This window comes from Microbacterium sp. LWH13-1.2 (assembly GCF_038397735.1).
Classification (GTDB): domain Bacteria; phylum Actinomycetota; class Actinomycetes; order Actinomycetales; family Microbacteriaceae; genus Microbacterium.
Genome location: NZ_CP151635.1, coordinates 232,883 through 254,046, shown reverse-complemented (window position 1 = coordinate 254,046; position 21,164 = coordinate 232,883). Strand labels below are relative to the sequence as shown.

Here is a 21,164-nt window from a genome sequence, read left to right as displayed (position 1 = left end):
CACAGGAGCAGCCATGACCACCCCCACCCGTGACGACAAGTTCTCCTTCGGCCTGTGGACCGTGGGCTACAACGGAGCCGACCCGTTCGGCGGCCCGACCCGCCCGGCACTCGACGTGGTGCACGCCGTCGAGAAGCTCGCCGAGCTCGGGGCCTACGGTCTGACCTTCCACGACGACGACCTGTTCGCCTTCGGCTCGACCGACGCCGAGCGCCAGACGCAGATCGATCGCCTGAAGGGCGCTCTCGCCGACACCGGCCTGGCCGTGCCGATGGTCACCACGAACCTGTTCAGCGCTCCGATCTTCAAGGACGGCGGCTTCACCTCGAACGACCGCGACGTGCGCCGCTATGCCCTGCGCAAGGTGTTCCGCCAGCTCGACCTCGGCGCTGAGCTCGGCGCCAAGACCTTCGTGATGTGGGGTGGCCGCGAGGGCGCCGAGTACGACTCCGCGAAGGACATCCGCCAGGCGCTCGAGCGCTACCGCGAGGCCGTGAACCTGCTCGGCGACTACGTGACCAACAAGGGCTACGACATCCGCTTCGCGATCGAGCCGAAGCCCAACGAGCCGCGCGGAGACATCCTGCTGCCGACGCTCGGCCACGCGATCGCCTTCATCGACTCGCTCGAGCGCCCCGAACTCGTCGGCGTGAACCCCGAGGTGGGGCACGAGCAGATGGCCGGACTGAACTTCACCGCCGGCATCGCGCAGGCACTCTTCCACGGCAAGCTCTTCCACATCGACCTCAACGGTCAGCGCGGCATCAAGTACGACCAGGACCTCGTCTTCGGTCACGGCGACCTGCACAACGCCTTCTCGCTCGTCGACCTGCTCGAGAACGGCGGCCCCGGCGGCGTCCCGGCCTACGACGGCCCCCGTCACTTCGACTACAAGCCGAGCCGCACGGAAGACGAGAAGGGCGTGTGGGAGTCGGCTGCGGCCAACATGCGCACCTACCTGCTGCTCAAGGAGCGCGCGGCCGCATTCCGCGCCGACCCCGAGGTGCAGGAGGCTCTCGCGGCAGCCCGCGTCGACGAGCTCTCGACCCCGACCCTGAACCCCGGAGAGAGCTACGACGACTTCCTCGCCGACCGCTCGGCCTACGAGGACTTCGACGCGAACTCCTACTTCGGCGGCAAGGGCTTCGGCTTCGTCCGACTGCAGCAGCTCGCGACCGAGCACCTGCTCGGCGCCCGCTGATCGTCATGCCGCTCGTTCTCGGGGTCGATTCGTCGACCCAGTCCTGCAAGGTCGTGGTCGTCGACACGTCGACCGGCGCGGTCGTCCGCTCCGGTCGCGCGTCCCACCCCGAGGGGACGTCGGTCGACCCCGAGGCCTGGTGGCGTGCGCTGAACTCGGCGATCGCGGAGGCAGGATCTCTCGACGACATCGCCGCATGGTCGATCGGCGGTCAGCAGCACGGCATGGTCGCCCTCGACGAGTCCGGGGCCGTGATCCGCGACGCGCTGCTGTGGAACGACACCCGCTCGTCGCGTGCCGCCCGGGATCTGATCGACGAGTTCGGCGCATCCGCACTCGCCACCCGCACCGGTCTCGTACCCGTGGCATCGTTCACGGTCACGAAGCTGCGGTGGCTGCGCGACCACGAGCCCGAGAACGCGGCGCGGGTGGCGGCGGTCGCGCTGCCGCACGACTGGCTCACCTGGCGGCTGCGAGGCTTCGGTCCCGACAACCCCGTGCTCGACGAGCTCGTCACCGACCGATCTGACGCGTCAGGCACCGGATACTGGAATCCTGCGACGGGCGAGTACGACCGCGAACTGCTCGTGGCAGCTCTCGGGCACGACGCGATCCTGCCGCGCGTGCTCGCTCACGACGAATCGGTGACGGATGCCGATGGGCGGCGCGTGGGCGCGGGAGCGGGAGACAACGCCGCCGCAGCGCTCGGATTGGGTGCCGCACCTGGCGACGTCGTGGTGTCTATCGGCACGTCGGGCACCGTCTGCGCCGTCAGCGCGACCTCCATCAGCGACCCGAGCGGCACCGTGGCCGGCTTCGCCGACGCCTCGGGCAACTTCCTACCGCTCGTGGCGACGCTGAACGCGGCTCGGGTCGTCGACGTCACCGCGGCGCTTCTCGGGGTCACCCACGGCGAGTTCAGCGACTTGGCGCTGCGCGCGGATCCGGGCGCGGGAGGCCTGACCCTGCTCCCCTACTTCGAGGGCGAGCGCACTCCGAATCTGCCGGATGCCACGGCATCCCTCAGCGGTATGACACTCGCCTCGACGACCAGGGAGAACCTCGCCCGGGCTGCGGTCGAAGGGATGCTCCGAGGACTCGGCGCGGGGCTCGACGCGCTGCGCGAGCTCGGCATCCCGCTCGAACGGGCACTGCTGATCGGCGGTGGCGCACAGTCCGAGGCCGTGCGTCGCATCGCGCCGGGGATCCTCGGCCTGGCGGTCGACGTGCCCGAGCCCGGTGAGTACGTCGCCCTGGGTGCCGCGCGCCAGGCCGCACAGCTGGTCTCCTGAAGCAGCGAGCGCTCACCCCCGGAGGAGAACTGCGCCTCCGCACCGCGATCAACCCCTGCCGGGCGGCGGCAGGCCGATGCCGGAGGACGGATGCCGTCAGCCGGCGAGCACCCGAGCATCCCGCTGGGCGATGATGCTCAACTCTGCCGCAGCGAACGCGTGCTCCTGCGTCATCGCGAACTCGGTGCGGTCGAGGCAGTCGCGGATCAGCTGACCGAAGAACGGGAACCCCGTCTTGCCGGTCGCATCGAAGCGGAACTGACCGTCCTGATTGACGAGCAGCACCTGCCCTCCGCCGTTGTCGGTCGTGATGTCGGCGTACTTGCGCAGCTCGATGTAGCCGTCGGTGCCGAGAAGCACCGTGCGGCCGTCGCCGAAGACGTCGAGACCCGCCGGGGTGAACCAGTCCACACGCACGTACCCTGTCGTGCCGTTGTCGAGCACGACATGCGCGTCTCCGAAGTCCTGCAGTCCGGGGGTCTCGGGATGCGCGTAGTTGGCGACCGTCGAGCTGACCACCTCTCCGTCGGTCGCGCCCGTGTAGTACAGCATCTGCTCGAAGTTGTGGCTGCCGATGTCGCAGATGATGCCGCCGTACTGCTCGGGATCGTAGAACCAGTCGGGACGCCCGGCGCCGATGCGATGAGGACCGAACGAGGCGACCTGCAGCACGGTGCCGATCGCGCCCTGATCGATCAACTGGCCGGCGAGGATCGCCGCCTCGGAGTGCACCCGCTCGCCGTAGTAGACGGCGAACTTCCGTCCGGTGCGTTCGACAGCGTCACGCGCGGCCGTGAGGTCAGCGATCGTCGTGATCGCGGGCTTGTCGGCGAAGAAGTCCTTCCCGGCATCCAGCACCCGCACGCCGAGAGGCGCCCGCTGATTCGCGATCGAGGCGCTGGCGATGAGCTGCACCGCGGGGTCATCGAGCACCTCCTGCTCGCTCGCGGCGGCCCGTGCCCGCGGGAACCGCTCGATGAAGTCCGCGACCTTCGCCGGGTCGGGGTCGTAGACGAGCGACAGAGTGGCGCCCGCGTCGATGAGCTGCTCGACCATTCCGAAGATGTGGCCATGGTCGAGCCCCACCGCGGCGAACACGAATTCATCGGGGCCGACGACCGGCTCAGGCAGCGGATCGAAGGTGTAGGTGCGGGTCATCGGTCGTTCTCCTCATCGGTCACGTCGTCATCAGCGACGTCGACATCCGTGACGTCATAGGTGCGCAGGCGTCCGCACATGCCGAAGCCGCGATCCCCCACCGAGGGTACGGCCTGATGAACGCGGGCGTCGGCGAGGTGCGAGACCGAACCGGATGCCACCGCTTCGGCGAGCGCAAGCGACTGCTCGGCCTGGGCCAACGGGCGCTCGCGCACGAGATCGCCCCATGCCGAGGCGCGGTCGCGCACCAGCGCACCCGCGGCGGCATGGAAGGCCTCGAGAGCAGCACGATCGCCGGCGACGACCGCATCCCGCAGAGCCTCGAATCCGGTCACGGCCAGGTCCCGACGTGCGGACGCACGCTCGGCTCGTCCGTCGTCGCCTCCGCCGAGCGAGGCGGCCTCCGCGTACGCAGCCGGATCCGCCACGACCTCTGCCGGGAAGGTCATCACGGCATCCCCCGCCTCTGGCAGCCCTGCATTGCTCATCAGAACGACGACCCGAAGGTCGCCACTGTTCACGGCGCGATGGATGGTTCCCGGGGTGAACCACACGACCGATCCCGCCGACAGGGCGGTCTCACGGAAGCCCTCTGCGTCGATCGTCTGCAGCGCGCCCCGACCCGAGATCACCACGTACGCCTCGGTCGAGACGAGGTGCATATGCGGGCTCCCGCCGCAGATGCCGTCGGGAGCCGCATCCGCATAGACGTCGAGATGCGACAGCGACGTGCCGCCGGGGAAGGAGGATGCGGTCACGATGCCGCTGCGATCAACGAGGTCGTCTTCTCGAAGAAGTGCGGGGCGTTCGCGACGAGCTGGCCGGCTCGGTAGTACGAATCGGAAGCCGCGATCGGCAGGGATACGAACTGATGCTCGAAGCCCGCCTTGTAGATCGCCGTGACGACCTCGACCGCATTGCGCCCGTCGAGGCCGCCGGCGACGGGCGGCCTCCCGTCGCGGATCGCGCCGAGCAGATCACCGATCTGACCTTCGTGACCGAGGTGGGCGAGAGGTGTGCGCTCGGCGACGAGCGCCTCGATCCGCGCCACCACGTCGACATCTCCTTCATCCTCCGGGAATCCGTCCGCGCGGGGGCGCTCGGCTGCGACCGAGAACGGCTGAGACACCCGGGCATTCGCCCCCTGGATGACGATCGCCTGCTCCTGCCCGTGGTGGACCACCGAGCTGGTCAGCTGGGCGAGGCCCCGGTCGTAGCGGAAGATAGCGACCGAGAGGTCTTCGACCTCGGCGTTGTCGTGCTGCGCATTGGCGAGCATCGCGGTGATCTCGGTCGGACTGCCCAGCAGCCACAGCAGCAGGTCGATGTGGTGGATGGCGTGATTCAGAGTGCATCCGCCGCCCTCCTTCTCCCACGTGCCACGCCACCAGAGGTCGTAGTACGGCAGACCCCGCCACGACGCCGAGTCGACGCGCACGTGCGAGATCGATCCGAGCAGCCCGGAGTCGACGACATCCTTGAGGGTCGCGAGATCGTCGCGGAATCGGTTCTGGGCGACGACCGAGAGCACCGTGCCAGAGCGCTCCTGCGCCGCGAGCATCGCGTCGCACTCTTCGAGCGACGGGGCCATGGGCTTCTCGACCAGCACGTGGATGCCGGCATCGAGAGCCGCGATCGCGAGGGACGCGTGCGTCGACGGCGGGGTCGCGATGCTGACGATGTCAGCCAGACCGGAGGCGATCATCTCGAGCGGATCGTCGAACGTCGCGATGTCTGTCAGATCGAAGGCCTCCGCCTTCTGCGCCGCCTTGCCCGGGATCACGTCGGCGAGCGCCACGATCTCGCACTCGCCAGGGAACGCAAGGTATCCGTCGATGTGCGCGTCGGCGATCCCGCCGGTGCCGATGATTCCGATCCTGAGCATCCACTGCCTCCTCGATGAGGTGTTACTACGTATTACTAAGACGTAGTAGATACTATCGAAAGGGACACCGGTCACGTCAAGCCCCGAAAGGACGGATGCCATGGAGAAACGCCCGACGAGCCATGACGTCGCCCATCTCGCCGGGGTGTCGCAGTCCACCGTGTCGTTCGTCTTCACCGGACGCGCCGGTATCTCCGAGGCCACACGAGAGAAGGTGCTGCGCGCGGCATCCGAACTCAACTACCGACCGAACCTCGCCGCCCGATCGATGCGCACGCAGCGCACCGGCCGCCTCGCCGTCGTGGTGCCGATCGCGACGATGAATCCGCTCACGCTACTATCGGGGGCGATCGCCGCCGCGCGAGACGAGGGATACGTCGTCGAGGTCGTCAGCCTGCCCGACGGCCCGGCGGAACGCCTCGAGCGCCTGACCGACGTGGTCGAGTCCGGACAGTACGAGGGCGTTCTCGCGTTCACTCCGCTCCCCTCCATCGACACGACCGGCGGTGGGCCGATCGTGCTCTCGGTCGGCGAGTTCGACGACGCCATGCACATGACCGGCGAGTTCACCGACTCCCGTCCGATCGCCGAGATGATCGAGCGGTTGGCAGACCAGGGTCACCGACGGTTCATCCATCTCGCCGGGGCCGAGGACTTCCCCTCCGCACGAGCACGCCGCGACGCCTACCTCGCGACGATCGAACGACTCGGACTCGAATCCCTCGGGGTGACCGACGGCGACTGGAGCGGGAAGGCCGGAGAAGAGGCGATCGACGCGCTGCCCGACGATGCTCCCCCGATCGCCGTGATCGCCGCCAACGACGTCATCGCGACCGGCGCTATCCGGGCTGCCACCCGGCGAGGATGGAAGCTGCCTGAGGAAGTCGCCGTGACCGGGTGGGACGATCACCCCCAGAGCGCGTTCCTCGTGCCCTCGCTCACGAGCGTCTCGCAGGACCGCGAGCGTCTCGGCGCCTATTCGATGCACCGACTCGTCGCGGCGGTGCGAGGAGGCGAGCCGCCCGAGAAGCCCGACGGACTGCTCACCGTCGTGTGGCGCGAGTCGACCGAGTCCCCTCAGTGACTACCGTGGAAGCGGAGGCCCCCATGAAGATCCTGATCCCGAACACCATCGACCTGCCGGTGACCGCCGACGTCGAAGCCGTCGTCTACGACATCGATGCAGCCGTCCCTGATGAGCACCGCGACGCCGAGGTGCTGGTCGTCTGGCACAACTCGTCGGAATGGCTGCAGGAGGCCGCCCGCGCACTCCCGCGGCTCCGGCTCGTGCAGGCTCTCGCGTCCGGCGCCGACGCGGTGGTGAACGCCGGGTTCGGCGACGAGGTGCGCATCTGCTCCGGTCGTTCGCTGCACGACGGTCCTGTCGCCGAGCACGCACTGACGCTGATCCTCAGCGCGGTGCGGCGCATCGACCGGCTCCACGATGCGCAGCGCGAGCACCGCTGGGACGACGACTTCAACGACGCGCAGAGCGCGCCAGACACGCAGCAGTCCTACACACTCGCCGGTGCGCGGGTCACGATCTGGGGATTCGGCTCGATCGCCGGCGCGCTCGCTCCGTTCCTCACGGCGCTGGGCGCCGACGTGCAGGGCATCGCCCGCACCGCCGGCACCCGGTCGGGCTACCCGGTGCACGCCGAGGCCGACGCCGCGGCGATCCTCGCCGAGACAGACGTGCTCGTCTCGATCCTCCCCGCCACAGCGGAGACCACTGACCTGTTCGACACCGAGGTCTTCGGTGCGCTCAAGCCCGGAGCGGCCTTCGTGAACGTCGGTCGAGGAGCGACCGTCGATGAGACCGCCCTGATCGCAGCACTCGAGTCGGGGCAGCTGCGCGCCGCCGCGGTCGATGTCACGAAGTCGGAACCGCTTGCGGCGTCCGATCCACTGTGGGATGCGCCGAACCTGTTGATCACGCCGCACATCGCGGGCAACCGGCCGGTCGGCGCCGCGCACCTGGTCGACCAGAACCTGACCCGCCTGCTCGCCGGCGACGACCTCATCAACCAGGTGCGCCCGTAGGGTCTGGACACCGCGCGGCGAGCGGCGCATGCTGAACGCATGACCGCCTTTCAGACCACGCACGCGTTCAGCGGCTTCAGCGTCGACGACATCGACGCCGCCCGATCCTTCTACGGGGACACCCTCGGGTTGGACGTCACCACCAATGCCATGGGCTTCCTGGACATCAGCCTGCCCGATGGCGGCTCGATCCTCGTCTACGCCAAGCCGAATCACACGCCGGCAAGTTTCACGATCCTCAACTTCCCCGTCGACGACATCGACGCGGCGGTCGACGACCTCAACGGGCGCGGAGTGGTGACCAAGATCTACCCCGACTCCGAGTTCGCGACCGATGGCAAGGGCATCCTTCGCGGCGGCCCCGACCGCGGCCCCGACATCGCGTGGTTCACCGACCCTGCGGGCAACGTGCTCGCGGTGATGTCCACCGCCTGAGGCACGCGCTCAGGCGAGCAGCCCGTCGAACAGCGCGTTCATGGCAGGGTCGACGCGCTGCAGCTCCGGGTGCGAGTCGTGCCACTCGATGATCTCTCTCGCCGCGGTGTGGAGGGGCACGACCGGGTTGAATTCGGGTACGACACGGCGGATCTTCGTGTTGTCGAAGACGACCGAGTGCGCCATATCGCCGGAGAGTTGACCGGCACGGTCGGGCGCAGCATCCTCGATCGCCGCGCTCGTGGCGTAGCGGATCTTCGGCTCGGCACCCGCCGCACGTCCGAGGATCGAGTAGATGTCGTTCCAGGTGTACACGAAGTCGCTGGTGATCTGGAACGTATCGCCATAGGCGAGCGGGTTGCCGAGCAGCCCTGCGAAGCCCACCGCGAAGTCATTCGAATGCGTGAGGGTCCACAGCGACGTGCCATCGCCGTGCACGATGATCTCCTCGCCGCGGCGGATGCGGTCGATCGCCGTCCATCCGCCGAACGCGGGGATCGTCCACTTGTCGTAGGTGTGCGACGGACGCAGCACCGTGACCGGGAAGCCGCGGTCACGGTAGGCGGCTTCGAGCAGATCCTCGCAGGCGATCTTGTCGCGCGAGTACTGCCAGTACGGATTGCGCAGCGGCGTGGACTCGGTGATCGGCAGGCGCGCCACGGGCTTCTGATATGCGGAGGCCGAGCTGATGAAGACGTACTGCCCCGTGCGGCCATCGAAACGATCGATGTCGCGCTGCACCTGGTCGGGAGTGAAGGCGATCATGTCGGCGACCACGTCGAATTCGCGGCCGGCGAGAGCGGCGTCGACCGCCGCGGCATCCGAGACATCGGCGGTCAGCACCTCGACGCCCTCGGCGGGCTCACGGCGCGACCGCCCACGATTCAGCAGCGTCACCTCCATGCCCCGCGACGCGGCGAGCGCGCTCGCCGCAGAGGAGATGATCCCCGTCCCACCGATGAACAACACCTTCGTCGCAGTCATGTCTTCGACTCTATCGACGGGTCAGGCGCAGGGCTCCGATCGCGGGCGGCTGGGGCCATGGGGAGAGCGCGGACTCAGGCGAGCTGGTCGAAGAGCGCGCGAACCGTCATCTCGATGGCCGCCGGTTCGCCCGCGCGTATCGCCCGTGCGGCCGCTCGGGCCGCAGTCGAGTGTCCCTGCGTGGTGACGCCACGAGAGACCCCCTCGGAGAACTGCAGCGCGCACTGGGCCAGGATCGCGCTCTCCACGAGGTGCATCGACTGCCGAGGATGTTCCACGAGGTCGGCGACAGCGGTGAGGAACGCGACCACCGCGGCGTTGCGTTCGGCTGCTGAATCTGCACGGCCGACAAGTTCAGCGAGTGCCGCGAGATCCGAGCGGATCCCGTCCTCACCCGTGAACAGGAACTTTCTGAGCGCTGCTCCGGCGAGCATGCCGGCATAGCCGATCGCGGCCCGCGACTCACTGGTGGTGAAGTCGGCGACCTTCGTGTACCGGGCGGGAGTGACCTCCACGAGTCCGATGTCCCGAAGCCGGATGATCGCTTCACGGATAGGATTCAGCGACATGTCGAGCTCCTTGGCGAAGCGCGTGGTGTTGAGCGAGTCGCCGGACACGTAGTCCCCGCGGAGGATCGCCGCAAGGATGTGCTCGAAGGCCAGTTCAGGCAGCGGAACGGAACCGTGATGAACCCGCTGGCGCGCCCGTGGGTCCGCATAGGCGATGGTCATGTGTTGCTCCCCGGGTCCGTTGTGGACGCTCCCGGTCGTGGGAGCCCCTACTGAACAGACTCGCTGCCGCCCGGAACATTACGCAGAGCTCGCAGATTCGTCTCAGACGACAGTCGCTCCGGGGGTGGCCGCGTACTCCTCGAGGGCCGCGACGACATCGACCGACAGCACGACCTGGCTCGCTGCGACGGCGTCGTCGATCTGTCCGATGCGCGATGCGCCGACGATCGCTGTGGTCACCACCGGATCGCGCAGCACCCAGGCGACGGCGAGCTGCGGGATCGACAGACCCGCGTCCTTCGCGACGCGGTCGATGCCGCGGATGCGCTCGAGATAGCTGTCGGTGAGTGCCGATCCGTCGAGGAAGTGGCTGTTCGCCGCGCGCGAGTCGGCGGGGACGTCGCCGTCGATGTACTTGCCGGTGAGCAGTCCCTGGGCGAGCGGCGAGAACACCGCGCTGCCGACCTTCAGCTCGCGCAGCACCGGGAACAGCTCGGCCTCGGGCGTGCGGTCGAACAGCGAGTATCGGGGCTGATGCAGCAGCAGCTTCACGCCCTGTTCGGCGAGCAGCTCATACGCCCGTCGGGCGAGCTCGGCCGGGTAGTTCGAGATGCCGACGTACAGCGCCTTGCCGCTGCGCACGATGTCGGCGAGGGCCGTGACCGTCTCATCCAGCGGCGTCTCGGGGTCGAGACGGTGCGAGTAGAACACGTCGACGTAGTCGGTGTTCATACGCCGCAGGCTCTGCTCGAGCGAGCGGGTCAGATACTTGCGCGACCCACCGTCTCCGAAGGGTCCGGGCCACATGTCGTAGCCTGCCTTCGTCGTCACGAAGAGCTCGTCGCGGTAGCGGGCGAGTCCGCTGTCGAGGACCGCGCCGAACGTCGACTCGGCCGAGCCGTAGGGCGGGCCATAGTTGTTGGCGAGGTCGATGTGCACGACTCCGCGGTCGAACGCGTGCAGCACGATCTCACGCTGGCTGTCGAAGGTGCGGTCGCGGCCGAAGTTCTGCCAGAGCCCCAGCGAGACCTTGGGCAGCTGCACGCCGCTGGCGCCTGCGCGCTGGAAGGGCACATCGGCGTACCGGGTGGAGGCGGCCTCGAAAGGAGTCGTCAGGCGGGGGTCATCGGCAGCGATGGGCATGAAGGATGCTCCTATGTGCGAGGCGGGGGAGGGCTTCAGGATAGCGCTTGCCGCGCCGCAGGTCCGGAGTCGCCGTAATCTGCGATCGACACTCCTCCGGTCTGAACTCGCCTGCTCCGACCGACCGCTGTCAAGGACTCCGGCGAAGTCGGACGGGCGGGGTAACGTGGCGCGGAGGCGGCGATCATCGCAGTCATCCCCGCCGTGCGCGGGATACGAGAAGAGGTCCATGATGGGCGGGACCCCACCGTCGAAGCTCTCCGACACGTCGAACGCCATCGTCGTGTCCGGGGCACGTGTGCACAACCTTCGCGACGTGAACGTCGCGATACCCCGAGACGCCCTCGTCGCGTTCACGGGTGTCTCGGGTTCGGGGAAGAGCTCTCTCGCTTTCGGCACTCTCTACGCCGAAGCCCAGCGCCGCTACTTCGAATCGGTGGCGCCCTACGCGCGGCGCCTGATGAGCCAGGTCGACATCCCCGACGTCGACGCCATCGCGGGGCTGCCCCCGGCGGTCGCCCTCCCCCAGCAACGCACCGCCGGCAGCGCTCGATCGACCGTCGGCAGCGCCACGTCGATCGGCAACGTCGTGCGCATGCTGTTCTCACGAGTCGGCACCTACCCGCCTGGGGCGGAGCCGCTGTTCGCCGAAGACTTCTCGGCGAACACCGTGCAGGGCGCCTGCCCGCGGTGCCACGGGATCGGGCAGGTGTACGACGTGCCCCTGGACCTCATGGTGCCCGATGAGTCGCTGTCGATCCGCGACCGTGCTCTCGATGCCTGGCCGAGGGCGTGGCACGGCAAGCAGCTCATCGACAGTCTGATCTCTCTCGGCTACGACATCGACATCCCGTGGCGGGATCTGCCCGAGGAGCAGCGTCAGTGGGTGCTGTACACCGAGGAGTCCCCTCAGGTTCCGGTGTTCACCGACCGCGGTCCGGCGCAGGTGCGCAAGGCCGTCGCCGCCGGCATCGAGCCGTCGTACATGAGCACGTTCGTCGGAGTGAGACAGTACGTGCTCAACACCTTCGCCCACTCGAAGAGCGCGAAGATGCGCGAGAAGGCCGCGAGCTTCATGGTCAGCGTCCGCTGCCCGACGTGCGACGGACGCCGGCTGAAGCCGGAAGCGCTCGCCGTGACGTTCGCCGGTCTCGACATCACGGAGATGGCCGGACTGCCACTCGCCGACCTCGCAGCTCTCCTCGAGACGGCACTCGACCGACCCGACGGCGGGTCGGCCGCGGATGCATCCGATCGCGAGGCTCTCCCGCCCGAGAAGCAGCTCGCGGCGCACCGGCTGGTCGACGAACTGCGAGATCGCGTCTCCCCCATCATCGAGCTCGGGTTGGGCTATCTCTCGCTCGACCGATCGACGCCCACGCTCTCGTCCGGGGAGTTGCAGCGGATGCGGCTCGCGACCCAGGTGCTCTCGCAGCTGTTCGGGGTCATGTTCGTGCTCGACGAGCCCTCTGCCGGACTTCATCCCGCCGACGGCGAAGCGCTCGTGCGCATCCTCCGCTCGCTCAGAGATTCAGGAAACACGGTCTTCTTCGTCGAGCACTCCCTCGATGTGATCCGGCATGCGGACTGGATCGTCGACATCGGCCCGGGTGCGGGAGCCACCGGTGGCGAGATCGTCTACTCCGGTCCGATCGACGGGCTCCGAAAGGCAGAGCACTCGCAGACCCGGCGCTACCTGTTCCCCGATGACGCGCGTGCCGAACAGCCGACGACACCGGTGTCCGCTTCTCGAGAAGCCGACGGCCGGCTCGTGCTCACCGAAGTCTCGCGCAACAACCTCCGCAGCGTCTCGGTGTCGATCCCGCTCGGCTGCCTCACCGCCGTCACCGGCGTCTCCGGCTCGGGCAAGTCGTCTCTCGTCACCCAGGCGCTGCCCGATCTGCTGCAGAAGAGCCTGTCCAGCGAGGTGGACGGCTCGTCGATCGACTCGTCGAGCGACACGCAGAGCAGCACGGCAGCGGATCCCCTGTTCTCCTCGCCGACGGCCGAGACCACCGGGCGCGCTTCCGGTCCTGCCAGTCGCGTGCGGCGCGTCGTGCAGGTGAGTCAGAAGCCGATCGGCCGCACGTCACGATCGAACGTGGCGACGTACACGGGGCTCTTCGACCGCGTCCGCGCTCTGTTCGCCGCGACTCCCGAAGCACGCCGTCGGCGCTACGCCGCGAGCCGATTCTCGTTCAACCTCCCGAGCGGACGATGCCCCACCTGCAAGGGCGAGGGCATGGTCGAGGTGGAGCTGCTCTTCCTCCCCACGGTCCACGCGCCCTGCAGCACGTGCGGTGGCACCCGCTACAACCCGGAGACCCTCGAGATCGAACTCCACGGGCACACGATCGCCGACGTCCTCGCCCTGAGCGTAAACGACGCACGTGCACTCTTCGCCGACGATGCCGACGTCACGCGGCACCTCGATGCCCTTCTCGACGTGGGACTGGGATACCTTCCGCTGGGCCAGTCCGCGACCGAGCTCTCCGGCGGCGAGGCGCAGCGCGTGAAGCTGGCGTCCGAGCTCCGGCGCGCCCAGCACGGCGACACCCTCTACCTGCTCGACGAGCCCACCTCGGGGTTGCATCCCTCAGACACCGATCGGCTGCTCGTGCATCTTCAGCATCTGGTCGACGCCGGCAACACCGTGGTGATGGTCGAGCACGACATGCGCGTGGTCGCACAGGCTGACTGGGTGATCGACATGGGCCCAGGTGCCGGAGACCTCGGAGGTGCGGTCGTGGCCGAGGGGACTCCGCGCTCCGTCGCGTCGGCGAGCGGCAGCACGACGGCGTCGTATCTTGCGAAGGCCCTCGACGCCGAGAACTGAGAATGAGACTCTGACCGAGAAGTCCACTGCAGTACAGATCGCCTGAGGCTGCACATCTCACACGGCCGGATCGACGAAGTGAGGCGTTCGCTCCACAGACGTAACGTCGCGTGTGGTCGCCGGAAACGCCGCTCGTCCATGCTCGATTCAGCTGAGCATCCGTGCTCCTGTCCCGTGGAGGTCATGTGTCGTACATCAAGCCCGCCGAGCTCGCCAGCCGCATGGTCGACGCCGGCGCATACAAGCTGCAGCTGTCCACTCGCGACACCCTCATCCGCGCCTTCATGGGCGCCGCCCTGCTGACGATCGCCGCGGCTTTCGCCGTCACGGTCTCGACGCAGACCGGCCAGCCGCTCCTGGGCGCAGTGCTCTTCCCGGTCGGCTTCGTGATGCTCTATCTGCTCGGGTACGACCTGCTCACCGGAGTCTTCACTCTCGGGCCGCTCGCGGTGCTCGACCGTCGCCCCGGGGCGACCTTCGGGTCGCTGATGCGCAACTGGGGCCTCGTCTTCCTCGGCAACTTCGGCGGCGCCTTCCTGGTGGCGATCCTGATGGCGATCTACTTCACCTACGGGTTCTCGACCGCACCGAGCGCCGTCGGCGACGCGATCAGCGAGATCGGACACGGTCGCACGGTCGGATACGCCGACCACGGCGCATCCGGGATGCTGACTCTGTTCATCCGCGGTGTGCTCTGCAACTGGATGGTTTCGACGGGCGTCGTGCTGGCCATGGTCTCGGACAGCACCATCGGCAAGATCGTCGCGATGTGGCTGCCGATCATGCTGTTCTTCTACATGGGGTTCGAGCACTCCATCGTCAACATGTTCCTGTTCCCGTCAGGCCTGCTGATGGGCGCCGACTTCACTGTGTGGGACTACGTCGTCTGGAACGAGCTGCCCACCGTCGTCGGCAATCTCGTCGGGGGTCTCGTGTTCGTCGGACTGCCGATCTACTTCACGCACGGACGCCCCAAGGCTCGGAAGACCCGCGAAGCACGCGCTGCTCTGCGCCGGGCGCGCTCCGTCGCAGCCGAAGCACCCGCCGACACCACGCCGGTCGCCCCTCAGGAGGCCAGCTCGGAGCTCGAGCCCTCGCGCGCCTGACACCGCGGGGAAGAGGGCCGATGCTGCGGCATCCGCCCTCTTCCCTGCGCGCGCGTGCCCGGCGCTTCGCATGCGCGTCAGGCGGAGTGGAATCGATCGACGATGACGTCCGCGATCCGCACGTCTGCACCGAGGGGCGCGGATACCCGGTCCGCCCCGGACTTCTCCACGAGTCCGGCGAAGTATCCGGGAGCGAGGACGTGGCTTGCCGCGATCACCCGTGTCGCGCCGCCTCGCCGGGCTGCGGCGACGGCCTCCCCGATCCTCGGATCGATTGCCGAGGCGTATCCGATCGTGATCGGGACGGGGACGAGGCGAGCGAGGTGCGCCGACGCCGCAGCGACATCGGCGACGGCTGCCGGATTGCTCGAACCGGCGGCAGCGAGCACGACATGGTCGCCTGGAAGCCACTGGCCCGCGACGGCCGCACGCAGACGGGTGGCCAGCACCTCGGCGATCAGCGGGTGGGTGCCCAAGGGCTCCCCTTGCCGGACGTTGTCGTGCGGCCGCACGGCGTCGGCGATGTCGACGGCCGTGTGGAAGCCGACCGACAGCAGCAGCGGCACCACGACGACGTCGTCGAGCACCCGTTCCTGCTCGATCACGTCGAGCACCGTGGGCTCCTGCACGTCGACGAACGCCTGCACGACCCGCGAGCCCGGTATCCGCTGCCGCACGAGGTCGACGAGCGCCTCGATCGTGCGCCGGCCCGCCGGTGAGTCCGTGCCGTGGGAGCAGGCGACGAGCGTGGTCATTCGGTTTCCTCCATGGTGAGCCGATACCCGCGCTTCACGACTGTCTGGATGGCGGTCGCTCCACCGAGCGCCTCGCGGAGCCGCGCGACCGCGACGTCGACGGCGTGCGCGCTCTCGCCGCCCCGCGGCAATACGAGACCGAGCTGCTCCCTGGAGACCACCCGGCCCGCGGCGTCGAAGAGTTCGCTGAGGATGCTGGAGCCGGCACGAGAAAGCGGCACGAACCGCCCATCGAGCAGCACGCCGCGACTGCGCATCTCCATGGTGCCCGCAGCCGTTCGCCGCTGCGGGGCTGCTCCGGAGGCGAAATGGTCGACGACGCAGCGGACCAGCGAACCGAGCCTTCCACGCGCGGCGAGCCTGGTGTGCAGCCCAGCGCTGCGCAGCGGTGCCGCGGTGATGGGGCCGACGGCTGCGAGCAGCAGACGCCCGGCCTCCGCGCGTCGGCGGATCGCGTCGAGCGTGTCAGCACGGATCGCGGCACGGACCCACTCGGCTGCACCCGGCGCGGAGGTGAAGAGCACGGCGTCGACCTCGCCGGAGCCGGCCTGCACCACGGAGCGGTGCACGATCTGCGGGTCGGGAGGCGGTCCCCAGCGGTAGACCGTGATGCTCACGACATCGGCGCCGAGGCCGGCGAGCAACGCGTCGAGTCCGTCGGCACCCGCACCGTGGTGCTGGATCGCGATGCGACGCCCGGCGACGCCTTCCGCCGTGAGGTACTCCGCCACCTCCGCCGAGGTCTCGGACTCCGCGACCCAGTCGGCTGTGAACCCCGCCTGCTGGATCGCGCCGTGCGCCTTCGGCCCCCGAGCGACGAACTGAGCGCCTGTGAGCGCGGTCGACAGCTCTTCTGCCAGATCGTTCTCGTGCGCCGCGTCGATCCAGCCGCGGAACCCGACACCCGTCGTCACGATCACGATGTCCGGCGGATCCGCGATCAGATCACGGGTGCAGGCGAGCAGATCCTCGTCGTCTTCGTTCGGGATGATGCTCAGCGCCGGCGCACGGTAGACCTGCCCCCCTCGGCGTTCGAGCGCGGTGACGAGGTCGCCCGCGCGCCTGTCTGCGGCCACGACGATGGTGCATCCGACCAGAGCCGGCGAGAGGGGGGCCCGTGTCGTCACGCCAGAGCAGCCCCGACGGTCGACGGCGAGGGCAGCAGCAGGCGCTCGCTCACGACCTCTCCGATCACGATCACGGCGGGATTGCGGAGCCCGACGGCGAGGGCGTCCTCGACGGCACGTCCGAGGGTCGTGCGCGTCGTGCGCTGCTGCGGTGTGTGCCCGCTCTCCACGAATGCGACGGGACGGTCCTTGGGAACGCCGTGCGCGATCGCCGACTCCACCAGCCGTCCGAGAGCTGCGACGCCCATCAGGACGACTGTCGTCACCGTCGAATCAGCCATGGCCTCCAAGGTACCCGGCCCGAGTCCGCCCTGCCCGTTCACGACGTGGAAGGCGGCCGCCGTGCCGCGATGCGTGACCGGGATGCCCGCCGACTGCGGCACCGCGATCGCGCTCGTGATCCCGGGGGTGACGTCGACGGGGATACCTGCAGCGAGGCACGCGAGCATCTCCTCGCCCCCGCGCCCGAAGACGAACGGGTCGCCTCCCTTGAGACGCACCACCCGCAGACCGGCAGCGGCGTGCTCGACGATGATCCTGTTGATCTCCTCCTGCGGGACCGGGTGGCGTCCCGGCTGCTTGCCCACGTCGATCACCTCGACATCGGGGTCGAGTCCCTGCACGATCTCGGCTGCCGGTCCGAGTCGATCGGTGACGAGCACATCGGCCTCAGCGATCAGTCTCCGTGCGCGCACGGTCATCAGATCCGCGGGACCAGGACCGCCGCCGACAAGGTCGACCCGGCCGCTGCGCGCGCCCCGCCGGCGCCGGAGCGGCAGCCGGCCATCACCGGCCAGAGCGATGATCGCATCCCGCACGGCCATGGAGCGGCGCGGATCCGCGCCGACGGTGCTGGTGACCGCGACCGTCACGTCGCCGACTTCCGCCTGTGCAGTCAGCCTGGCCGATCCGTGCGCGCCGTCCGAGGCGTTGATGCAGAGGACCCGCTGCAGCTCGCACTGCTCGCCGACCGCGCGATCCACATGGGCGTCGCCGGTCGCGGTGTGCACCAGCCATGCACCCGCGAGGTCCGCCGCGCGGAACTCCCGATCCTGCCAGGCGACTCCGTGATTCTCGACGAGCCGCACAGTGTCCTCGTGCAGCGTCGGTGCGACGATCCGCACACTCGCGCCCTCGGCGAGGAAGCGACGGAGCCGCTTCGCGGCCACCTGACCTCCTCCCACGAGCAGCACGTCGCGTCCCGTCAGATTGACACCCAGCATCACGGTCATCGGATCTCCTCGAGGTCGAGCTCGACGTGACCGTCGACGACGATCACGCTCCACACCCGCAGCGAAGCGGGTTCCCTGCCCTGCGTCTCGATGCACTCGCCCGTGCGCAGATCGAACACCTGCTTGTGCATCGGCGACGCGAGGGTCGCTGCCTCGCCCCGGCTGCCGACGATGCCGCGCGACATGACGTGCGCACCGCTGTACGGGTCGAGATTCGACACGGCGTGCACCGAAGCGTCCGCCAGCAGGAAGAGCGCGACCTGGACCGTCCCGAAGAGCGCAGCCCTGCCGCGCTCGATCTCCAGATCACCGACGGCGCACACTCGAACCCGACTGCCGGTGGTGGTCACCGCCGCACCTCCAGAGTCGTGCCCGCGATCAACACCGAACCGTCGCTGCGCTCCTCCGCCGTGGCCGGGCGCACCTGGCCTCGTTCCGGCACATAGGCGAGGGACGGGTCGGGGGTGTCCGTCGCGTTCACGAACGACTCGAACCGCCGGAGCTTGACCGGGTCCCGCAGGGTCGCGGCCCATTCGTCCTCGTACCGATCGACGTGCACGGACATCGCCGTGTCGAGGTCATCGCAGATGCCGAGTTCGTCGTCGAAGATCACCGACCGCAGTCCGTCCAGCCCGCCGTCGAGCTCCGCGCACCACCCGGCAGTGCGCTGCAGACGATCCGCCGTGCGAATGTAATACATGAAGAAGCGGTCGATCGCGCGGATCAGTCCTTCGTCATCGAGACCAGACGCGAGAAGCTCCGCGTGCCTCGGCGAGAACCCGCCGTTGCCGCCGACGTACATGTTCCAGCCCGTCTCGGTCGCGATCACCCCGACGTCCTTCGATCGAGCCTCCGCACACTCTCGTGCGCACCCCGAGACGCCCACCTTGAGCTTGTGCGGCGCTCGCAGTCCGCGGTAACGCAACTCCAGCCGCACGGCCATCCCCACCGCATCCAGCACACCGTACCGACACCACGTCGAGCCGACGCATGACTTCACCGTTCGCAGCGCCTTGCCGTAGGCCTGTCCCGATTCGAAGCCGGCGTCGACCAGTCGCTGCCAGATCTGCGGCAGCTGCTCGAGACGGGCACCGAACATGTCGATGCGCTGCCCGCCCGTGATCTTCGTGTAAAGGCCGTAAGACTCGGCGATGTTGCCGATCGCGATGAGTCCCGCCGGCGTGACCTCGCCACCCGGCATCCTCGGCACCACGGAATAGGTGCCGTCCTTCTGCATGTTGGCCATCACGTGATCGTTGGTGTCCTGCAACGACGCGTTCTCACCGTCGAGGACATGCGCTCCGACCAGCACCGCGAGGATGCTGGCGAGAGCCGGCTTGCAGATGTCGCAGCCACGCCCGATGCCGAAGCGCCCGATGATCGAGCTGAAAGTCGAGAGCTCCGACACTCGCACAGCGTCGAACAGCTGCCGTCGTGACATCGCGAAGTGTTCGCACAACGCATCGGACGTCGTCTGCCCGAGCTTCGTCATCTCCTGCCCGACGATCTTCTTCACAGCGAAGATGCACGATCCGCAGGTGGCGCCCGCCTTGGTACATGCCTTCACGGCTGCGGCATCCGTGCAGCCCTCCGCGTGGACTGCATCGCGGATACGCCCGGCGGTCACATTCGAGCAGGAACAGACCACCGCGTCGTCTGGGAGTTCGTTGTCTGGGAGGGCTCCACCGGCCTCGGGCAGCAGATAGGCGGCAGGGTCAGCCCCCAGCGGCGCGCCCACCAACGGACGCAGGGAGCCGTAGGCCGAGGCGTCGCCGACGAGGATGCCACCGAGCAGCGTCTTCGCGTCATCGGAGAGGACGAGCTTCTTGTAGACGCCGCTCACCGGGTCGGTGTACACCACGTCGAGGGCATTCGGGGTGACGGCCATCGCATCGCCGAAGCTCGCGACGTCGACACCCGAGAGCTTGAGCTTGGCCGATTCGTCGTACCCGGGGAACGTCGCGTCGCCCCCGAGCAGTCGGGTGGCCGCCACCTCTGCCATCGCATACCCCGGGGCGACGAGCCCGACCGAGCGGCCGCCGTAGTTGGCGACCTCACCGATCGCGAGGATGTGTTCATCGGCGGTGCGGCACCGGGAATCGATCAGCACCCCGCCGGACGGATGCACATCGAGCTGAGCGAGCCTCGCGAGCGAGTCCTGCGGACGCACGCCGACCGTGAAGATCACGATGTCGGTGTCGTGCATGGTGCCGTCCTGGAGCTGCAGTGTGGCGACAGCCCCCGATGCATCGGGGTCCAGGCGGGTCGTCCGCGTCGCGGTTCGAACAGCGATCCCCTTCGATTCGATGAGGCGCCGAAGGACCGTTCCGCCCGCCAGATCGAGCTGCGCGGACATGAGCCGGTCGGAGGACTGTACGACGGTGCATCCGACGTCGAGCCCCTGCAACGCCCCCGCTGCTTCGAGCCCGAGCAGACCACCGCCGATCACCGTGCCGCGAAGCGGGCGCCCGAGCTGCGCCTCACGACGCGTGACGAAATCACGGATCGCCGCGAGGTCGTCGATCGTCCGATACACGAAGCATCCGGGGAGTTTCGCCCCGTCGATCGCCGGACGCAGTGCATACGAACCCGTCGCGAGCACGAGCGTGCCGTATCCATGGATCGCGCCGGACCGCGTGCGCACCGACCGCGCGCTGCGATCGATGCTCATGACCCGGTCGTCTCGGATGAAACGCACTCGGTCGTCGGCAAGGACGCCGGCGTCGAGCTCGAGATCTTCGGCGCTGGCACCCGCGAAGTACGAGGACAGCCCGACGCGGTCGTAGGGCGCTCGCCCTTCCTCGCCGATCACCGTGACGGAGCGCGTATCGCCCTCGGACCGGAGCAGACTCTCGACGAAACGATGCGCGACCATGCCTGCACCGACCACCACGACATCTGCCGATGTGCTGCTTCGAGCGATCACGAGCCCTCCTCTGTCCGTAGTCCGAACGTAGGGAACCGGTGTTTCGCGGAGATACGAGTCGCTGTTACGCCGAGCGAACGTTCTGCTCACATCCCGATAACGCCGATGTGAGACCGTCGCGCCGCTGAGGCATCGGGCACCGCGGTCATCGTCGTCGATCAGATCGGCTACCGCTCGCAGAAGGGAAGAATCGACATCACGATCTTCGCCCTGGACACCGGGGAACTCCCCGCCGAATTCACCCTCGACCCCACCAAGTGCCACGATGCAGAACGGCTGAACCCCCGAAACCGGGGGTTCAGCCGTTCAC

General features: G+C 68.4%; 18 protein-coding genes. 7 read left to right on the top strand and 11 right to left on the bottom strand.

The annotated features are described in order from the left end of the window. Positions 1 to 13: 13 nt before the first annotated feature. Together xylA and xylB are read left to right on the top strand one after the other, a co-directional pair. Positions 14 to 1,201: a xylose isomerase gene (gene xylA, locus MRBLWH13_RS01065; RefSeq protein ID WP_341956504.1), complete on the top strand. Its 1,188-nt coding sequence runs from the start codon at positions 14 to 16 to the stop codon at positions 1,199 to 1,201. A 5-nt stretch (positions 1,202 to 1,206) separates the two neighbouring features. Then, entirely contained in the window at positions 1,207 to 2,493 is a 1,287-nt protein-coding gene (gene xylB / locus MRBLWH13_RS01060) for a xylulokinase (RefSeq protein ID WP_341956503.1), read from the top strand. 96 nt (positions 2,494 to 2,589) lie between these two features. Here xylB and MRBLWH13_RS01055 read toward each other — a convergent pair whose 3' ends face one another. From MRBLWH13_RS01055 to MRBLWH13_RS01045, 3 genes are read right to left on the bottom strand one after another with little or no spacing between them, the layout of a single operon-like run. Continuing rightward, a complete protein-coding gene (locus tag MRBLWH13_RS01055) occupies positions 2,590 to 3,651 on the bottom strand; it encodes a Gfo/Idh/MocA family oxidoreductase (protein ID WP_341956502.1) in 1,062 nt (353 codons plus the stop codon). Then, entirely contained in the window at positions 3,648 to 4,409 is a 762-nt protein-coding gene (locus MRBLWH13_RS01050; RefSeq protein ID WP_341956501.1) for a cupin domain-containing protein, read from the bottom strand. Before MRBLWH13_RS01050 ends, MRBLWH13_RS01055 begins: the two co-directional genes overlap by 4 nt. After that, the gene (locus tag MRBLWH13_RS01045; protein ID WP_341956500.1) at positions 4,406 to 5,536 is read right to left on the bottom strand and encodes a Gfo/Idh/MocA family oxidoreductase; all 1,131 of its coding nucleotides are present in this window, start codon (positions 5,534 to 5,536) and stop codon (positions 4,406 to 4,408) included. Before MRBLWH13_RS01045 ends, MRBLWH13_RS01050 begins: the two co-directional genes overlap by 4 nt. Positions 5,537 to 5,636: 100 nt before the next feature. On the opposite strand from MRBLWH13_RS01045, the gene MRBLWH13_RS01040 reads away from it, so the two are divergent. From MRBLWH13_RS01040 to MRBLWH13_RS01030, 3 genes are read left to right on the top strand one after another with little or no spacing between them, the layout of a single operon-like run. Beyond that, positions 5,637 to 6,620, top strand: a complete 984-nt coding sequence (locus tag MRBLWH13_RS01040) for a LacI family DNA-binding transcriptional regulator (RefSeq protein ID WP_341956499.1) — start codon at positions 5,637 to 5,639, stop codon at positions 6,618 to 6,620. A 23-nt stretch (positions 6,621 to 6,643) separates the two neighbouring features. Next, entirely contained in the window at positions 6,644 to 7,579 is a 936-nt protein-coding gene (locus tag MRBLWH13_RS01035) for an NAD(P)-dependent oxidoreductase (RefSeq protein ID WP_341956498.1), read from the top strand. A 39-nt stretch (positions 7,580 to 7,618) separates the two neighbouring features. Then, a complete protein-coding gene (locus MRBLWH13_RS01030) occupies positions 7,619 to 8,014 on the top strand; it encodes a VOC family protein (protein WP_341956497.1) in 396 nt (131 codons plus the stop codon). A gap of 9 nt (positions 8,015 to 8,023) precedes the next feature. Here MRBLWH13_RS01030 and MRBLWH13_RS01025 read toward each other — a convergent pair whose 3' ends face one another. The 3 genes from MRBLWH13_RS01025 to MRBLWH13_RS01015 all read right to left on the bottom strand — a co-directional run bounded on the left by MRBLWH13_RS01025 (position 8,024) and on the right by MRBLWH13_RS01015 (position 10,872). Next, a complete protein-coding gene (locus MRBLWH13_RS01025; protein ID WP_341956496.1) occupies positions 8,024 to 8,998 on the bottom strand; it encodes an NAD-dependent epimerase/dehydratase family protein in 975 nt (324 codons plus the stop codon). Between the two features lie 74 nt (positions 8,999 to 9,072). Then, positions 9,073 to 9,729: a GntR family transcriptional regulator gene (locus tag MRBLWH13_RS01020; protein WP_341956495.1), complete on the bottom strand. Its 657-nt coding sequence runs from the start codon at positions 9,727 to 9,729 to the stop codon at positions 9,073 to 9,075. A gap of 102 nt (positions 9,730 to 9,831) precedes the next feature. Continuing rightward, positions 9,832 to 10,872: an aldo/keto reductase gene (locus tag MRBLWH13_RS01015; protein WP_341956494.1), complete on the bottom strand. Its 1,041-nt coding sequence runs from the start codon at positions 10,870 to 10,872 to the stop codon at positions 9,832 to 9,834. Between the two features lie 229 nt (positions 10,873 to 11,101). Here MRBLWH13_RS01015 and MRBLWH13_RS01010 point away from each other — a divergent pair, with 229 nt between their 5' ends. Together MRBLWH13_RS01010 and MRBLWH13_RS01005 are read left to right on the top strand one after the other, a co-directional pair. After that, positions 11,102 to 13,708: an excinuclease ABC subunit UvrA gene (locus MRBLWH13_RS01010; RefSeq protein WP_341956493.1), complete on the top strand. Its 2,607-nt coding sequence runs from the start codon at positions 11,102 to 11,104 to the stop codon at positions 13,706 to 13,708. A 185-nt stretch (positions 13,709 to 13,893) separates the two neighbouring features. After that, the gene (locus MRBLWH13_RS01005; protein WP_341958362.1) at positions 13,894 to 14,814 is read left to right on the top strand and encodes a formate/nitrite transporter family protein; all 921 of its coding nucleotides are present in this window, start codon (positions 13,894 to 13,896) and stop codon (positions 14,812 to 14,814) included. A 77-nt stretch (positions 14,815 to 14,891) separates the two neighbouring features. Here the strand turns inward: MRBLWH13_RS01005 and MRBLWH13_RS01000 are convergent, their stop codons facing one another. The 5 genes from MRBLWH13_RS01000 to nirB are packed head-to-tail and all read right to left on the bottom strand — an operon-like array spanning position 14,892 to position 20,803. Further along, on the bottom strand, positions 14,892 to 15,569 hold the full coding sequence (locus MRBLWH13_RS01000; RefSeq protein ID WP_341956492.1) for a CbiX/SirB N-terminal domain-containing protein: 678 nt from the start codon (positions 15,567 to 15,569) through the stop codon (positions 14,892 to 14,894). Beyond that, positions 15,566 to 16,696 carry a uroporphyrinogen-III synthase gene (locus MRBLWH13_RS00995; protein WP_341956491.1) on the bottom strand — a complete coding sequence of 377 codons (1,131 nt, stop codon included), beginning with the start codon at positions 16,694 to 16,696 and terminating at the stop codon, positions 15,566 to 15,568. The genes MRBLWH13_RS01000 and MRBLWH13_RS00995 overlap by 4 nt, the downstream gene beginning before the upstream one ends. Beyond that, positions 16,693 to 17,928 carry a uroporphyrinogen-III C-methyltransferase gene (cobA, locus tag MRBLWH13_RS00990; RefSeq protein ID WP_341956490.1) on the bottom strand — a complete coding sequence of 412 codons (1,236 nt, stop codon included), beginning with the start codon at positions 17,926 to 17,928 and terminating at the stop codon, positions 16,693 to 16,695. Before cobA ends, MRBLWH13_RS00995 begins: the two co-directional genes overlap by 4 nt. Further along, positions 17,925 to 18,278 carry a nitrite reductase small subunit NirD gene (gene nirD, locus MRBLWH13_RS00985; protein ID WP_341956489.1) on the bottom strand — a complete coding sequence of 118 codons (354 nt, stop codon included), beginning with the start codon at positions 18,276 to 18,278 and terminating at the stop codon, positions 17,925 to 17,927. Before nirD ends, cobA begins: the two co-directional genes overlap by 4 nt. After that, positions 18,275 to 20,803 carry a nitrite reductase large subunit NirB gene (gene nirB / locus MRBLWH13_RS00980; RefSeq protein ID WP_341958360.1) on the bottom strand — a complete coding sequence of 843 codons (2,529 nt, stop codon included), beginning with the start codon at positions 20,801 to 20,803 and terminating at the stop codon, positions 18,275 to 18,277. The genes nirD and nirB overlap by 4 nt, the downstream gene beginning before the upstream one ends. Positions 20,804 to 21,164: the final 361 nt, after the last annotated feature.